The 16,966-nt window shown below is 39.8% G+C and carries 13 protein-coding genes and 2 pseudogenes; 14 read left to right on the forward strand and 1 reads right to left on the reverse strand.

Annotated features, from left to right (window positions below; genetic code table 11):
- The 10 genes and pseudogenes from ACFSKL_RS06870 to ACFSKL_RS06915 all read left to right on the forward strand — a co-directional run.
- Positions 1 to 654: pseudogene (locus tag ACFSKL_RS06870) on the forward strand (hypothetical protein); the annotation flags it as partial.
- A gap of 7 nt (positions 655 to 661) precedes the next feature.
- On the forward strand, positions 662 to 1,966 hold the full coding sequence (locus tag ACFSKL_RS06875; RefSeq protein ID WP_376884725.1) for a hypothetical protein: 1,305 nt from the start codon (positions 662 to 664) through the stop codon (positions 1,964 to 1,966).
- Between the two features lie 9 nt (positions 1,967 to 1,975).
- A complete protein-coding gene (locus ACFSKL_RS06880; protein ID WP_376884727.1) occupies positions 1,976 to 5,368 on the forward strand; it encodes a hypothetical protein in 3,393 nt (1,130 codons plus the stop codon).
- A gap of 111 nt (positions 5,369 to 5,479) precedes the next feature.
- Positions 5,480 to 9,865 (forward strand): DUF6443 domain-containing protein, encoded by a 4,386-nt coding sequence (locus ACFSKL_RS06885; protein ID WP_376884729.1) that lies wholly within the window; start codon positions 5,480 to 5,482, stop codon positions 9,863 to 9,865.
- A gap of 5 nt (positions 9,866 to 9,870) precedes the next feature.
- Positions 9,871 to 10,254, forward strand: coding sequence for a hypothetical protein (locus ACFSKL_RS06890; RefSeq protein WP_376884731.1), 384 nt, complete (start codon positions 9,871 to 9,873; stop codon positions 10,252 to 10,254).
- 197 nt (positions 10,255 to 10,451) lie between these two features.
- Entirely contained in the window at positions 10,452 to 11,246 is a 795-nt protein-coding gene (locus tag ACFSKL_RS06895) for an RHS repeat-associated core domain-containing protein (RefSeq protein ID WP_376884733.1), read from the forward strand.
- Between the two features lie 578 nt (positions 11,247 to 11,824).
- Entirely contained in the window at positions 11,825 to 12,301 is a 477-nt protein-coding gene (locus ACFSKL_RS06900) for a hypothetical protein (protein ID WP_376884735.1), read from the forward strand.
- A 198-nt stretch (positions 12,302 to 12,499) separates the two neighbouring features.
- Positions 12,500 to 12,646 (forward strand): hypothetical protein, encoded by a 147-nt coding sequence (locus ACFSKL_RS06905; RefSeq protein ID WP_376884737.1) that lies wholly within the window; start codon positions 12,500 to 12,502, stop codon positions 12,644 to 12,646.
- A 38-nt stretch (positions 12,647 to 12,684) separates the two neighbouring features.
- Positions 12,685 to 13,551, forward strand: coding sequence for a hypothetical protein (locus ACFSKL_RS06910; RefSeq protein ID WP_376884740.1), 867 nt, complete (start codon positions 12,685 to 12,687; stop codon positions 13,549 to 13,551).
- A gap of 5 nt (positions 13,552 to 13,556) precedes the next feature.
- Positions 13,557 to 13,958: a hypothetical protein gene (locus ACFSKL_RS06915; RefSeq protein WP_376884742.1), complete on the forward strand. Its 402-nt coding sequence runs from the start codon at positions 13,557 to 13,559 to the stop codon at positions 13,956 to 13,958.
- Between the two features lie 189 nt (positions 13,959 to 14,147).
- On the opposite strand, the gene ACFSKL_RS06920 is transcribed toward ACFSKL_RS06915, so the two are convergent.
- On the reverse strand, positions 14,148 to 14,552 hold the full coding sequence (locus ACFSKL_RS06920; RefSeq protein WP_376884744.1) for a hypothetical protein: 405 nt from the start codon (positions 14,550 to 14,552) through the stop codon (positions 14,148 to 14,150).
- 287 nt (positions 14,553 to 14,839) lie between these two features.
- On the opposite strand from ACFSKL_RS06920, the pseudogene ACFSKL_RS23235 reads away from it, so the two are divergent.
- The 4 genes and pseudogenes from ACFSKL_RS23235 to ACFSKL_RS06935 all read left to right on the forward strand — a co-directional run.
- A pseudogene (locus ACFSKL_RS23235) lies at positions 14,840 to 14,941 on the forward strand (RHS repeat-associated core domain-containing protein); the annotation flags it as partial.
- 21 nt (positions 14,942 to 14,962) lie between these two features.
- The gene (locus ACFSKL_RS06925) at positions 14,963 to 15,892 is read left to right on the forward strand and encodes a hypothetical protein (protein ID WP_417281967.1); all 930 of its coding nucleotides are present in this window, start codon (positions 14,963 to 14,965) and stop codon (positions 15,890 to 15,892) included.
- The gene (locus ACFSKL_RS06930) at positions 15,889 to 16,374 is read left to right on the forward strand and encodes a hypothetical protein (RefSeq protein ID WP_376884748.1); all 486 of its coding nucleotides are present in this window, start codon (positions 15,889 to 15,891) and stop codon (positions 16,372 to 16,374) included. Before ACFSKL_RS06925 ends, ACFSKL_RS06930 begins: the two co-directional genes overlap by 4 nt.
- A 60-nt stretch (positions 16,375 to 16,434) precedes the next feature.
- A complete protein-coding gene (locus ACFSKL_RS06935) occupies positions 16,435 to 16,938 on the forward strand; it encodes a hypothetical protein (RefSeq protein WP_376884750.1) in 504 nt (167 codons plus the stop codon).
- Positions 16,939 to 16,966: the final 28 nt, after the last annotated feature.

Below are 16,966 nucleotides of genomic sequence, written 5' to 3' on the forward strand. Positions count from 1 at the left end.
GGGATTGGTACAACTTCTCCCAGTTCCAAGTTGGATGTGAAAGGAGGGATTTCAGTGGAAGGGGGAAATCCAATTGCCTCTGTCAATGGTTTCAGAAATTCTTTACAATTTATTTCAACTGGTCATTCTGCCATTGTATTCAACCCCGGTGAAACCACTGAGTTGATGTTTGGCTTTCATACAAACGGGAATTTTTATTGGGGTACAGGACAGAATGCCGGAAACAGATATTCGATGCGTTTGGGCAAAAATGGTGATTTGCAAGTCTATGGCAATATGGGGATTGGAATTAGTCCAAGCCAAAATTATAAGTTTCAAGTCAACGGCACCATCCGAGCCAAGGAAGTAAAACTGGAAGCCCATAACTGGCCGGATTATGTCTTTGAAAAAGACTATGAATTGATGCCATTGGAAGCCGTGGACTCCTTTATCGGGGAAAACGGTCACCTGCCGGGCTTGAAACCAGCCAAGGTATATGAAGAAGAAGGGGTCAATATGATGGAGCTGAACCAGAAGCTTTTGGAGAAGGTGGAGGAGTTGACGCTTTATGTGATCGAACAAAGGGAAGGCTTGATTCTACAAAACGATATGTTGAAGGTCCAAAAGGAAAAATTGGAGTCTTTGGAAAAGAAACTTGAAGAAATATTAAGGTAATCCTAAAATGAAGTCTGTCTACGTTGTCATATGGTCCATTTGCCTGATGTTTCTTGCAGGGAATAATAATGCCCAAACAAGAGCATTGACGGGACCAACCCTGCTGGATAGCCTACAAAAGAACCAACTCCAAAAGGTTGATAGTTTGGTTTCTCTTGACTCAATGCAACACCAATTGAATTCAAAAAGAGATTCCATTCAAGCTTGGTTGGAAAAAACAAAGGGGGGTGGTTTAAAGACTACCATCCCAGAGGACAAGATATCTGTCCAAAAACATATTCCCGCCGAAAAGTTGTCCAAGAAATTGGAAAGACCGGATATCCCTCCCTTTCGAATGGCGTCAGAAGGGCTTCCAGAACAATTGGATCCACAAAGAATACTGAAAGGGAATCTTGGGAAAAACAAGATGGTCCCAAAAGGAAATCAATCTGTTTCTGAAACAACAAATGGATTCAAAACGAAAGCTGATAGGTATATTGGGGAATTTGATGGATATAAAAGTACACTGGACACCATGATGAATATAGACCCCAATCAGTTGGACTCGGTATTTATGGAAATCAAAATAGAGCAGGTTGAAAACCTGGAGGGGAAACTATCTACAACAAAAGAACTGAGCGGTTTGGAAGAAGGCGGTGATATCAAAAGTGCTTTTACGAACACATTGGAAGAAGAAAGATTAGCGCTGCGGAAAATAGACACTGAAAGACTGGATTTAAAGAAAATCCAGCAGGATCATTTTACTGATTTGGCAGTATTGAGACAGGGAATGGAGTCTATAAACAAAGTTAAGTCTGGATATAGCCATTTGCCGGATTCCAGAAAGCCTTGGGAAGGCATCAAAAGAAATAGCCTAAAGGATTATCCTTTTGTCCAAAGATGGGAGATAGGGGTGTCGGGAAATATCACTTCCATAAAGCCATTGTTGGGAAGTCTCCACACAGGCTTGGGGTATAGGTTGGAAAAACGTTGGGTTGCTGGTTTGGGACCTATCATTGCTGTTGATTTGGAAAGAAAGAATTCAAGGCTCTTTTCATGGGAAGGGTATAGGACATATTCACTGGTTACAATCAAAGAGGCCTTTTTTCTCCAAGTGGAATATCAAAGAAGAAAATCAATTGCCTCAATGGGAGACTCCCGGTTCGGAAATATGAATACATTTCTGGGTGGTTTGGGGACAGAGTTTGGACTGATCAGGCAAGTCAAGGTACGTTCTACAATTCTGTACAGCATCAACAAAAGAAAAGTTTTAAAAGAAGGATTCCAGTCCCCTTGGCAGATAAGTATGGGGATCGTCAATTATAGAAAATAATAACAGGTTATGAAAAAAGTTTTACTGGTAATTATAGGATGTTTTTGGGTAAATCTTGTTTTGGGACAAGGTGTTATAGGTTCTTCCCCTGATGCAATGGCCCAGTTTAGACAAGCCAATGCAGGCGTCAGCCAATATACTGGGGCTGTAAATGTGTCTATTCCACTTGGTACGATAAGTGGCAGAGAGCTGGAAACATCTGTATCGCTCAATTATGCAGGATCAGGCCATCGGGTACAAGATGTAGCCTCATCAGTTGGGCTGGGTTGGTCATTGTCCGCAGGAGGGATGATCACGAGGATTGTAAGAGGTGCTCCTGATGATCTACAAAATGGTTACTGTCATAATGTTTCTGATACTGAGCCTGATATGTTTTTCTTTTCTTTTATGGGAAGATCAGGGAGTTTTGTCCTGGATCGAAATGGTGAGGCGATACTATATCCCTATCAAAATTTAAAGATAAAATCAGGGATTTGTGATTATAAGGATATGTGGTACATAATTGATGAGATGGGTAACCAATATAGTTTTGGAAAAGAAGGATACATTTATTCCAATGAATCTATAGAAACCACAACCGTCCAATCAGTGCAAAGTAATGTACCGGAAATAAATTATGTTTCTACTTGGTATCTGAAATCCATAAAATCTTTGAATGGAACAGATGAGATGAAATTTTTCTATACAGATCAAACTAACTACACTTACACCAATTATTATTTCACACAAAATGGCGATTGGTGTGCACAAAGTATTAGGGACGAAAGCTCAATTATAACTGTTCAAACTAGGTATTTATCTTATATTTCCGCTCATGGGGGAACAATTTCTTTCAATTGGAATGACGTTAGGGAAGATCTTCCTGGAGCAAAATCGTTAAAAGGTATCACAGTTAAAAATCATCTTGGAAAAGTTCTTAACCAATATGATTTAGTGTATAGTTATTTCACTTCTCCAGGAGCAATCAATAATTGCCAAACCAATTGTTTGCGGCTTAAACTGGATTATATCTACGATAAAGCTCCAGACCCATTGTATGCTTTTGACTACAACTTAGCAACAAAACTTCCTCGCCGAGATTCTAGAAATTATGATTACATGGGGTTTTACAACGCAAATACAGTGAATTCTTGGTTGCCAGCTATTCCTGAATTTGGACAACCTGGAGCATCTAGGGAGCCTAATGCCACCAATGCCCAAGCCAACATGCTGACAAAGATTAATGAAAGGGGAGGTGCATACAGGTCTTTTATTTATGAGGGCAACAGAGCATGGTTAAACAATTCCAATACATTGGTTCCTGGTGTAAGAATATCGAAAATGATAACTGGAGACGGTAACGGTAATGAAATCACAAAAGAGTATAGTTACTTAATTGGTGATCCAGGTTCCAATTCCAGTGGGATTTTGTTTAGAAAGCCAATCTCTGCTATTATTTTAAACTCACAGATCGTTAGGCATTTTTCGCACTCCCCGATAGCTTTACTGGATGTTAACGGGGTTAATGTTGGATATTCCAGGGTGGTGGAAAAAGTAGTAGGTAAAGGGAAAACCGTATCTCATTATACAAATTATGATACTAGACCAGATGGTGGAACCAACGAAAACCATGAGGTGGATGTATTATTCCTTTCATCGGTTACACCATATTTTTGGGAACGAGGGAATCTACGCAAAACAGAAATATATGACAACAACGACAAAGCTATTTTGTTTGAAACCATTCATTATGATTATACTTTGCCAGTTAAAAGAACCCTGTCTGCGTATTCATCAATTCCTGTTTTTTGTAACGGAAATAATTTTGCTTCACATAGATTTAATTATGAAATTGTTTCCAAACCGTTGGTAATCGAGTTCAAAGAAACAGAAGCCTTTGACCAAACTGATGGTACAAACACACGTAAGATTAAGACTGTAGAGAAATATAAATATGACCCTGTGACTTTACAGTTGGTTGAGTCCTCTCTCCATAATTCAGCAGAACCAAATGAAGAACATATTACCAGACTTAAATATGTTACAAATAATGGTTATGCATATAGGTCAAATTGTGAAAATGATTATATGAATAGGCTAGCATTTATTGTTAAAGGGGATAATAGGTTTGGCCAGTTGTTTTTACTTTACCAACAATTTTTAGATTGTATTGGTAGTGCTGATTTGGATGCAGAAACCTATGCTATTTTGGTGTTGAGGGCAAAAAATGCCATCAGCACAATTGTTGAGACGCAGCATTGGTTAAAAAGGGGATCAGTCGAAGTTTTTTTGGGAGCATCTTTAAACCAATTTAGGATGGAAGGGACAGATAATAATTGGGTAGTCCCATCTTCTGAATGGGCTAGTAAGAAAAGTTCAAGTTTTTCTGGTACATCCATAAGTTCAAGTGGCCAGTTCCAGCGGCCAAATTCTTTTGCGTTAATGAAACATTATCCTGAATATGAAAATACAAATGGTAAGTTGATAAAAGAAATAGATCGAGGTAATATTGCCACTGCCTATACCTACTCCAATAACTTTACCACCTTAGAAAGTGTTACAAGCAACCCTGGAAGTCAAGAACATAAGACTTCATATATTTATGAGCCTGGAATTGGAGTCTCAAAAGAAACAGATGTCAATGGACGGTCCACGTCATTCGAATATGATTTTCTGGGAAGAATGAGATTGGTTAGAGATCATGAAGGTAATATCCTTGAAAGGTATCGTTACCATTATAAAAACCAAAAGCCCAGTTTCAGAATCAATGCAAATAATACCCAGGTTATGCCGGGACAAATGATCGAGATTGATGTATCTGATATGATTTTACCAACTGGGGGTGATGCTGAATTTGTTTGGGATATGGATAATGGTACAGTTTACGAAGACAATAGACTTCATACATCCGTTTCATATTCCACACCTGGATTATATTCTGTGAAGGTAGTGATGTTGACCAATGAATATGAGCCATTTACGAAATATCTTAATATTTTGGTTTTAAGTCCTATGCAGGTGTCAATATGTGCAGACGGACCACAGGAAATTGATGTGTGCGGACAGGATCCTCCATTTTTTGGAGCCTGTACTACAACCAACAACCAACCTTACAGCGCAACAATGTTCCATGCCAACTTTTCACCCTCAAATGCCACAGGCTGTCTTGGGGTATACAACTACCATTGGCAATATAAAAATGTAAATTCCTCTTTTTGGATAACGATGTCGAACCAGAATTCCTCTTCTGCGTGGTTTCCAAATTTTGGAGGTGCAGTGGGAAATTATCAAATCAGATGCACTGTTACAGATAGCTGTAACAATACCGTAACAGCAAATAGTTGGATAAATTATTACAAAAGCAACCCATCCTGTACAGGTGGAGGGGTAATAATTGAGGGAAACAGTAACGATGGTGGGTGAAATATTTGACCTGTCCAGGTTTATATAATTCCCTAGACAATATGATGTCTTGGCATTTTATCAAGTGCCAACTAAATAACTAAAAAGATTTATGAATTAACTTTTATCCATATGAAAAATTTGATAATGACTCTTTTCCTCTTTGTCTGGGTGATAATTCCGGCCTTGACACAGCAAACGAAAATCGTGGAAAATGAACAAAAGAGCCAATATGAGAATACTTCTTACCTCATAGTGGGATCACTGACACTTAAAGCCGGTTTTCATGTCAATTCTGCCCAGACAGGGGATTTTTTTGCCAGACTTCTCGACAACCAAACGGCTGCGGCACCATCAGAGGGACAGAATTTTGTCCGTAAAGAATCGGTTTATACCTATGGGGTTACCACAGATGACGAGGTATTGGCACTGACATCGAATGATAAGAGCACTTCTTTCTCCTATATGGATGGTTTGGGGAGAGGGCTTCAGTCGGTCATTGTCCAGGGAAACCCCAGCAAAAAAGATATCGTACAGCCAGTATATTATGATAGTAAGCACAGGGCTTCCAGAAGCTATCTTCCATATAGGAGTACTGGAAGCAATGGAGCTTTCAGGGCAAATGCCCTTACAGAACAGGCCACATTTTACAATAGTCCCCCAAGTGGAGTGACTGGAGATAGCAAGGCATATTCAACTACCGTATTTGAAGATTCACCTTTGGAAAGGGTCTTGGGGGTTACAAAAGTTGGCAATGATTTTCAAAATGAACTTGCAACAGGAAGGTTTACAGTCAATACCGCAAGTACTGTAAGAAGATGGGGAATCGTAAATAACCTCCCCAGATCATCTTCTTTTTATCCAGCTGGAAGTCTTTCTATTCAGGAAAGTACAGATGAATCAGGAACCAAATCGCGAACCTATACCGATATGGCTGGCCGGACAATCCTTAGTCAAACACAAAGCACGGCATCAGCATGGCTCAATACCTATTATGTTTATAACGACTATAGTGAACTGCTCTTTGTCATTCCTCCCCAATCTTCCGCGACACTGACTCCCTCAGAAGACCATGTGAATCTTTGGCATTTCCAATACCAATATGATGAATTTGGCAGGCAGATAGGGAGCAAAGCACCGGGTACCGGGTGGACATACACCATCTATGACAAATGGGACAGGCCGGTACTGACTCAGGATGCTGAACAGCGGGAAAAATCAACGCATGAATGGACCTATGTCAAATATGACATCCACAACAGACCGGTGATCACAGGAACAATCCCAATAAGTACCGCAATTGGCACACTCAGAACTCAGGTGGCCAACTCTCCTGCCTTAAGATTCGAAACCAGAAACACCTCCGCCCGGGGATATACACTTACTTCCTCCTATCCGACGAATGCCACAGACGCAAGGGTTTTGGGAATTACCTATTATGATGACTATTCTTTCAGTACGAATAGTGGATGGTCAAATAATAATTCCAGTTATATTTTTCAGGCTATTACTGGTGTTACACCAAATTCATTTGAATTAGATGTTAAAGGCTTGGCTACAGGGTCAAAAACTAGGACTCAAGGTAATTCTGTTCAATGGATATATAGTGTTACCTATTATGACCAATATTATCAACCTATTCAAACAGTTTCTTCTCATCAAATGGGAACTACTGGTCTAATCAGATCTTCTAGCAAGTATGCCTTTTCAGGAGAAATCCAACAGAATATCACTACTTATACACATAGTTTGGGGACAACCAATATTCAGAGAAGGTTTACCTATGACCATGCCGGGCGGCCGATAAAAACATACCATAAGATAAACAACGAATCGGAAGTTTTATTGAGCTGGTACCAATACAATGAACTCGGTGAACCTGTCAATGTCATACACCACAGTAGGAATGATGGGGGAAATTTCCTTTACAAAACCGTTTCGAAATCCACCATACAGGGTTGGATGGACGAGGTGGAATATCGCTACTCCAACAATGACCTTGTCTTCCGGCAAAAGCTTGACTATAATAAGCCCAATGGGATATCAAATAACACAAGGTTGGATGGCATGATTACCTCCAACCAATGGAAACACTATGGTTCACAACCTGTTCAAGCTTACAACTATACCTACAATATTCCCAAAAGACTGACGGCATCAACCTATTGGGAGAATGGAGGATCAGAATGGTCGAAAAACGATTTCTATACGGAAAACAACATCGCCTATAGCGGCAACGGGAACATTACTTCATTGAGAAGAAACAAAGATATATCAGGCACAGCACGACAGATTGATAACCTAACCTATACCTATAGTGGCAACAGGTTGACAGCGGTTGCAGATGCAGCCCCCACAGCCTATAAAGCGGAAGGCTTTGATGATGGCAACCCATCAGGAACAGATTATGCTTATAATGAAAACGGCTTTCTGATTAGTGATGTGAACAAGGGGATCACGGGCATCACCTATACCTTACTGGACAGACCTGAACGGGTTACCCTTTCCACAGGAGCCAATATCCGCTACACCTACAGTGCTGGAGGAGGCTTGATGACTGTGTCCTATCATAGTACAAGCAATGGTCCTGCCGACAGAACCTTACAATACGTAGGGGAGTTGGTTTTTGAAAACGGTGTACTGACGGATATCAACCATGAATTGGGTAGGGTACGGGCAGATGCAGGAAACAAATACCAGTACTACCTGACCGATCACCTGGGCAGTACCAGGGTGGTGCTGCAAGAAGACCCGGATGTTTTTGTCTCTTCTGCTGGGTTTGAGATTGAATCCATGGATAAGGAATCAAGCCAGTTTATCGGCTATGATGACGTCACCAAAATAGCAGCAGGCATGCTCAACCATACATCAGGGGAAGAGTCAACCTATGCGATGAGGCTAAGTGGCGGTTATGGAGAAAATATCGGCCTTGCCAAGTCGGTGTCTGTGATGGCGGGGGATACGATCCGTATGGAGGTTTATGGCAAATACATAGATCTTGGTGAGGCCAAGCAGAATCCAGCAGTAATGTCTGTACTGATGGCCATCACTGCAGCAGACCCTGTTTCCATGGGTGTTGATGGAGGTATGGCTACAGCTATGCGTGCCAGGACAGATGGCAACTCAGGACTTGCAGGATTACTGACGGCAAAAAAAGAAAAAGGAGATGCTCCACCAGCCTACTTGAACTACCTATTTTTTGATCGGGAGATGAATTATAAATATGGGGGATTCGTCCAGATGTCCAACCGTGCACGTGAGGATGGTTCCAATGTAGCGCATGAAAGATTAGCCCAGGAAGTAGTGGCGGAAGAACCGGGATATTACTATATTTACCTATCCAACGATTCCAATAAGGGCTCAGAGGCGTTCTTTGATGATTTTACAATTATGACATCAGAGTCATATATTGTGCAGCAAATAGATTACTATCCCTATGGTATGATTGCCAGGAATAACGTCAGAACAGGAGATAAAACAACCAATGATCTCTTTCAGGGAAAGACTTACGAAGAGCTGACGAGCTGGTATGACTTCCATGCCAGACAGTATGACGCTGCCCTTGGAAGATGGTTTGGGGTAGATCCGCAGGATCAGTTTAGCTCACCTTATTTGGCGATGGGCAATAATCCGGTGATGATGGTTGATCCGGATGGGGAGTTTGCTGGGCTTGTTCTCGGAGCTATGGCAGCAGGAGCCACGCAAAGTGCCTTATTCTACGCTGCCAGCTTGACTGCCGGAAATAGTTGGGATTGGGGTCAGTTTGGCAAGTCGTTAGCTATAGGAGCAATTTCAGGAGCCACTACTGGAGGGATAGACGTTTTGTCCACTTCTTTAATGAAAAATGTTTATGGAGTTATTCCGGGAGCTTTGGTAAAGGGCGGCTTATCCGCAGCAGGTTCTGGGATTTCAAGTGGTCTTGGAAATGTGCTAATGGATGGTAGTTGGAGTTCGTTTGGATCTGGCTTTGGAAAAGGAGCTATGATTGGCGGTTTAATGGGAGGGATTTCTGGAGGATTTAGTGGTTATCAAAATGCTAAAAACTCGGTTTTTGAAAGAAATATTTTATTTGGAGGATTGACAGAGAATGGACGAAAGGATGCATTTAAGCATTTTGTTTTAAAGCATGAATTATTTCAAAGTGGAATGATGGACTATAGTTTTGAAAATATTGAGAATGCGTTTGGAACTACTCAGGCAATTGAGCCAGGTACTGGTAATAACATTTCTATTGCGAAGGCTGCAAGGCAATTTCCGAATGGTGTAAATTCGAAGTATTCATTTAATTCTAAAAAGTTAATGTCATTAACTAAAATTGAAGCTAATGTAATTCATGAAAAACAACACATTTTGGATCTTCATTTAGGCAAAGTGAATAAGATCTTATATAAAGCGAGCAGTAATGAAGAGTTTCGAGCTATTTTAGAAATAAGGGCACATGAAGCTGTTTTAAATGCAGGTTTTCAAAAATCTTATAACTTAAGTAGAATAAAATATTGGAGCAACTTTATAAAATAAAATTCATGAAAAAAATGGTATTTTTACTAACACTTATGCAATTTTCAATTGCATGTTCCTCCAATAAGGATTTGTGCGATTTCTATATAAACTCTAAAAATGGGTTAAAGGGAGATTTATATTTTTTTAAAGGACAGAGAGGTGAGTTCATTTCATGGACTAACGATTTGTGGATAGAACAATCAAAGTTTGAATTTTTAGAAGTAAGTGACACTTTGAAAATTTTTTATCTTGAGAATAACATTCAGAATGAAGTTTTCTTGAAAAAGAAAGGGGGGATAAGGAAGATAGATGAAAATGCATCAAATAATAGATTCTTAAAAATATCAAAAAAGAAGGCAAAAAAGAAGACACCATCATATATTTCAAATGAAATATTCCGATACTGATAAATAATTTATATACCTAGATAATCTCTTGAAAATCTGAAATGTAGACATTTAGCTTTAAGGTACTTTTTAGCAATTGATTATCTAGGGTATATACCCTTCTTAACGAAGTTTGGTAAAGAGATCATTCATAATTTATAACCCTACTTGCTTTTTTTAGACTCAAAAGGTGCGATGGCGGAAGCCTTGCAGGTATTTTGAGCAAAAAAGACAACAAAGCAGATGCTCCTCCTGCTTACTTGAACTATCTTTTCTTCGATAGTGAGATGAACTATAAGTACGGGGGATTCGTCCAGATGTCGGAGGCAGCCAGAGAAGATGGCACGTCCAAACCCCATGAAAAATTATCTCAGGAGGTAGTGGCGAATGAGGCGGGATATTTCTATATTTATCTTTCCAATGATTCCAATACGGGATCCGAGGCGTTCTTTGATGATTTTACAATTATGACATCAGAGTCATATATTGTGCAGCAAATAGATTACTATCCCTATGGTATGATTGCCAGGAATAACGTCAGAACAGGAGATAAAACAACCAATGATCTCTTTCAGGGAAAGACTTACGAAGAGCTGACGAGCTGGTATGACTTCCATGCCAGACAGTATGACGCTGCCCTTGGAAGATGGTTTGGGGTAGATCCTAAAGCTGGAGTAATGCCTTACAATTCTCCTTATGTGTCTATGATGAATGATCCAATAATGTTTGTCGATCCCGATGGAGAATTGCCGTTTTTGGCCATAGTAGCTATTGGAGCAGTTGTATTTGGCACTACAAATGTTGCCGTTCAGGCAGCAAATGGAGAGATTAAAAATTTTGGAGATGGGGTAAAAGCGTTTGCTAGTGGTGCTGCTGCTGGAGGTGTTATCACTGCTGGTGCAGTTACTGGACTTGGAGTCCCGGTTTTAGGAACGGTTCTTAAGGGAGCTGGGATTGCATATGGAGCGTCTCTTGTTGTTGGTACAGTTGGTGGGGTGGGGCAGGAATCATAGGGGGGGATTGGTCTAAATTAGGCAATTCATGGAAGCAATTTGCAGGCAATTTCTATTTAGATGGAAACAGAAATTTCTTTGGACAGACGTGGCAGGGGATTAGCCGCTTTAGTTGGGAGTTGCCTCAATCCACAATAGGGCATGGCTACTCGCAAATAAGAAATACTTTTGGAGGAGTAGATCAAGTTAAATATTTAGGAGGGGCGACCTTTTCTGTTGGAACAAATAGAGATGCAAGACAGGGAGTTTCAATAGGTAACCATATAAACATCAGTCTCAGAGATGAAAAAATTGATATGTTGAATGATCCACTATTTATGCATGAGTATGGACATACTTTCCAAAGTAAAATTTGGGGGCCGCTTTATTTACCAACATTGGGATTGCCAAGTATCTTTAGTGCCGGAAACTCACGACCTATAGGAAATGGTTTAACGAGTCACAGCGTAAGATGGTATGAGATGCAGGCAAATAGATTTGCAAGTAAATATTTCGGCAGACATTATGGCATAGATTGGTCCAATTTTGAACCTCCATTGAATAGATATCCAAGAAGAAAACCTTAAAAGAAAATTAAAATGAAAAATATTAAAAATACTCTTTCGGTGATGGTTGTAATAGTTATGTTCTTAACAATGTCATTTAGTTGTGAGGATGTGTTTCCAAGAATTTCAATTGGGATAATTAACAACTCTAGCCATGATATTCAGTATTTAACAACTATTTACGAACCCGAAGGGTTGATTTATCCAGATACAATTTTGCCTTTGAGCTTATCTCCACCATTTAGTCTTTCCAAATCTAATAGCTCTTCTTACCTAGATTTTAACATGAAAGGCAGAGATCTATTCTCTGGTATACCATCGGATACATTGTCGATATTTATTTTTCATCCAGATACTTTGGCTTTGTACGATTGGGAAACTATCCGGACGGATTACAAGATATTGATTCGTTATGATCTAAGTTATAAAGACCTAGAGCGTTTGGATTGGAAGGTCTTTTATCCTCCCAATGATGAAATGGATGGGATAAAGATGTTTCCCAATGAATAGGTTTCAGAAAGTAGATAACGGAACTTGAGGCGTTCTCCTGAGACAAGTCTATTTGTTGGTATACAAGTTCGAGACAGGTTCTGGCGACTTTGCAATTCATATATTGTACAGCAAAAGGCAGCCGCACCTCCTGGTCCAAAGACTCCCGTTTTTCCCCTCCCTACGGTATGATTGCCAGGAATAACGTTAAAACAGCCAATGATCTTTTCCAAGAGGGACGAGCGTGAAGAAACAGTCCTGTGGACTGTTTTAGCGAGTAGCCAGGTTGCGGGAAGGGTACGAATAGCTGGTACGACTTCCATGCCAGGCAGTATGACGCTGCCCTTGGGAGATGGTTTGGGGTAGATCCTAAAGGGGATTTACGACCAAACCACAGCCCATTCATGGCAATGGGGAACGATCCAATAAGTAATATAGACCCAGATGGAGAGTTCTTTTTTGGCACACTTTTATCACCAATCTCTGGAATTGCTAGAGGTATAACAAGGGTAGCACAAGGAGATGGGATAGGAGGTTTTTTTAAAGGTTTTGGAGAGGGTGTATGGAATGGGATAAAGATAGACGCTGGTAAATTTGCATGGGATAAAAACCTAGGTGTCGGGAAAAACCTACTAGCCATTGGATCAAGACTTACGTGGGAAGCTCCACAGCAGTTTGTAGGAAATCTATATAATGCTGCTCATAATGTGACAGGGCAAGTGGATTGGGTTCGTTTTAAATATGGTGCAACAGTAGTAAGTTCCGGTATCCAGCCAGGGGGTATTTCACTTGGTAGTTATATTACCGGTAGAAGTGGGGCTATTCAGGCAGATGAAAATAATTGGCTATTCCAACACGAATATGGACACGTACTTCAGAGCCGCTCATTGGGCTTGGCTTACTTAGGGAGAGTGGGGCTTCCTAGTCTATTTGATAATGATGCTTATGGAAGCCATGACCTGCATCCTGTAGAGCAGGATGCAAACCTTAAAGCGTTTTTGTATTTCAATAAGCACATTCGTGGTTTTTATGAGTCACCTAGCGATTCAGGACAACCGAATGCATACAAACCAAATGATGGCAGAGGTTGGAATTTTACCCGAAATCCACTAGATCCAAATAGAACTGGAAGAAGAGGTCAATATTGGGATTATCGAAACCAAAGCCATTTACAAACATTGAGTAGCTTGAGGGTAAGGGCTCGCTGGTATGATTACGCATTCCCTTTATCGTCAGGTATTTATAATACAATCAGATACAATAATCCTTAATTGATATGAATATGAATTTATTGAATTTAGTAGTTGCATTTATGATTTTGATGGCTCAATCTTGTATTGAAAAGGATGATTGTCACCGTGTAATCAAGATTGTAAACAATTCAAATGAAGGTGTCTGGATAGCAGAATCTGGCATTCAGCATAATGGACTCAATTGCCAACAAATTCCAGGGCTTATTCCGGAAGGCGGAAGCTATGATCTTGAAATAAGAAGCTGTTGGGAAGACCAGATAAATAAAGGGTATCAAGGAGCCGTGGTTTTTTATTTCTTTGATGAAAGCTTTAAGGATAATTTTCCTGACTGTGACTCAATTAGATTTAATCAAAGTGTCATAGAAAGAAGGACTTACACTGTTGAAGATTTAAATGCTTTGAATTGGGTGGTGACATACCCTTAAATAACCGAGGACAAAGTTGATGGGATTAGAGCTGAATGAAGATCTGATAAAGAAATATACCCCCATGACTTTAATGTTTCAAGATATCTGATTGGTCTATTTGGGAGTATTAGTATTTTGTTGGAATATGGTAGAAATTGGCAAAGACAGAAGAGTGAATTCTCAATCCATTTTGTTCAAATCTTGAACTCATGGGGATGCAAAAATCAACCCTGCTGTATCTATCCTGATGGCCACCGCGGAAGCAGTCCCTGTTTCCATGGGTGTGGATAAAGGAATGACTACTACTATGCTAAACAGGTCGGATGGGAATTCAGGACTTGCAGGAATATTGACGGCAAAAAAGACAACAAAGCAGATGCTCCTCCCGCTTACCTGAACTATATTTTCTTCGATAGTGAGATGAATTACAAGTATGGAGGGTTTCCCGAATCGCTTTACTCTAGGGACAAGCTGTCCAGCTGTCCGTGGAGGCAAGAGAAGGTGGCTTCCTACCCTCAATCCTGGCTCAAAAACTCTCGTTCTTGCCCTCCCATGAAAGATTGTTTCAGGAGGTAGTAGCAGATGAGGCGGGATATTTCTATATTTATCCACCGCGGCGGACAAGCTCTATCCAATGATTCCAATAAGGGCTCAGAGGCGTTCTCCCGAGAAAAGACTCGGGACAGGTTATGATGATTTTACAATTATGACATCAGAGTCATATATTGTGCAGCAGAAGGCAGTCGTACAACCTGGCTCAAAGACTCCCGTCTTTGCCCTCCCTATGGCCTGATTGCCAGGAATCATGTGAGAACTGGTGATAAAATAACCAAGGAACTTTTCCAAGAGGGACGAGCGTGAAGAAACAGTCCTGAGGACTGTTTTAGCGAGTAGCCAGGTTGCGGGAAGGGTACGAAGAACTCACTGGCTGGTATGACTTCCATGCCAGACAGTATGACGCTGCGTTAGGCAGGTGGTTTGGGATGGATCCGCAAGATCAGTTTAGCTCGCCTTACCTGGCTATGGGGAATAACCCTGTAATGATGGTGGATCCGGATGGTGAGTTTGTTTTCTTAGCATTAGCAGTTGGTGCAGCTATAGGAGGTTATTCGGGCTATAAAATAGGAAAATCCAATGGCGCCTCAGGATGGGGCATGGCAGGTTATATTGCGGGCGGAGCGTTGATAGGAGGGGTTTCGGGTGCTGCTGGAGCAGGTATTGCAGCAGGTGGAAGTTTTATGGCAAACACTTCTGCCCTAGCTTTTTCTTCAACATTTAATTCAATTGGTATGAGAGCTTTGAACGGTGGGCAGACTCCTGTAACAACAAGCTTTGGTGCTTTCTCAGTTGATTGGTCTACTGGAAAGGTGAATACTTTTAGTAAAAATAATTCTCCTTTGCAAAATTTAGGCTATGCACTAGGGGCAATGGCGAATCTTCAAGATGTATTTGCGGGTCTTGACGGTGCAGTTGCTAACGTTAAGTCAAGAAAAGAAATCGCAGGGCATAGCTGGATGGAGGGAAAGGATATCAATATTTCTGTCGGTCCTGCGGAAGATTTGAAAGAGCATTTACGTAATTTGCCGGATGGGAAAATTAATAATTTGAAATGGGAAACCCAATATTTTTCTAACACAGTAAAAGGTAGAAACTTTATTACCTCTTATAACCCGAAAGAAACATTTAGCACTAAATTGAACAATGTGAATGTTACTAAGCTACAAAAATTCACGAAAAACCTTAATGAAGGTTTGTCTTTGGGAGGAAAGCACAACTTAAAGTATGGTGTTTGGAATGGATGTGTAAACCAAACTTCTCGTGCGTTAATGAAGGCTGGTGTTTTTAATTTTAATTACTTTTTACCAATAACATCCCCAGTTCTACTTAATGCTGAATTGGCCATGAGGAATTATGGAATGTTATTTTCACATTATATGATAAAAAATAAATGAAAGCATTATCTCTTATTTTGTTTATGTTTTGTTTTATTTCAAAACATGCCGGATTCGGTCAAACACAATTTCAATGTGATCTTCGTGCGAAAGAATCTTTGGAAATGGCATACATTGTTGAGTCTATAAAAGTCAATCAAAGTGTAGATAGCTTGATTGAATGGAGATTCTCAAGCGAGTATGAAAACAATATTTTGTATAAGTACAAGCGGGGCAGATATGCTTTTTTTAAATTACAGAAAAATTCCAAAGGTAAATTTCTTCAATCGATCGTTTACCAACGTCAAAGTTTCCAAAAGATAATTTTTTTAGATGATACACTAACTAAATATGAAATAAATAATCAGACTCGATTTAAGGTTTGGATGTCTAAAGATAGACCAAGTATCTATTTCTGCTTGGTAGAGCAAGATAGTATCAAAATATGGGTGTTCACAAAGGACAATAGTGTATATACATCTGAACATGTGCTGGTTGAATGATAGAAATAATTTTGACGGGAATCCTTGGATGCACAGCGTGACTTATTTTGACAAATACTTATGAAGGAATTATTAAAAGATTTAATTGGTAAAGAAATCTATTGTCTGTACTCAGAAAGAATAGAATTAAACACATCCTCTGAAGAAACTCAAAACCATGTGGTTATTCAAATGACGCCATATATACTTATTCGATTGACCAAGAATAATACATTTGGTGTAAAATTATTATCCAAGCAAATTGATGATGATCATTATAAAATTGTCGTTGAAAGATATTCAATTGAAGAATTAAAACATAATGATTTGAATTTTTCGAAACATTTCATAAGACCTTTGGAAAAGATACATTCCATCAATGTCTATATTGACAAATATTCCTCTGGAAACTCAGATTTAGCTACTTCTATTACTTCTATGATCGAAATATGTTTTAAATCAAGTTGCTTGGTTTTATATCCGTCGTATATACCTTTTGGCGGAATGATGTCGTTTTATGACCCTTTTATATGTGACAAAAACTATAGCCTAGAAGATCATAAACTTGCATATTCATTAAAGTAATTGCAACTACTGCGTTTCAATCCATCCA

It is taken from the genome of Belliella marina (assembly GCF_042682445.1).
GTDB classification, from domain to species: domain Bacteria; phylum Bacteroidota; class Bacteroidia; order Cytophagales; family Cyclobacteriaceae; genus Belliella; species Belliella marina.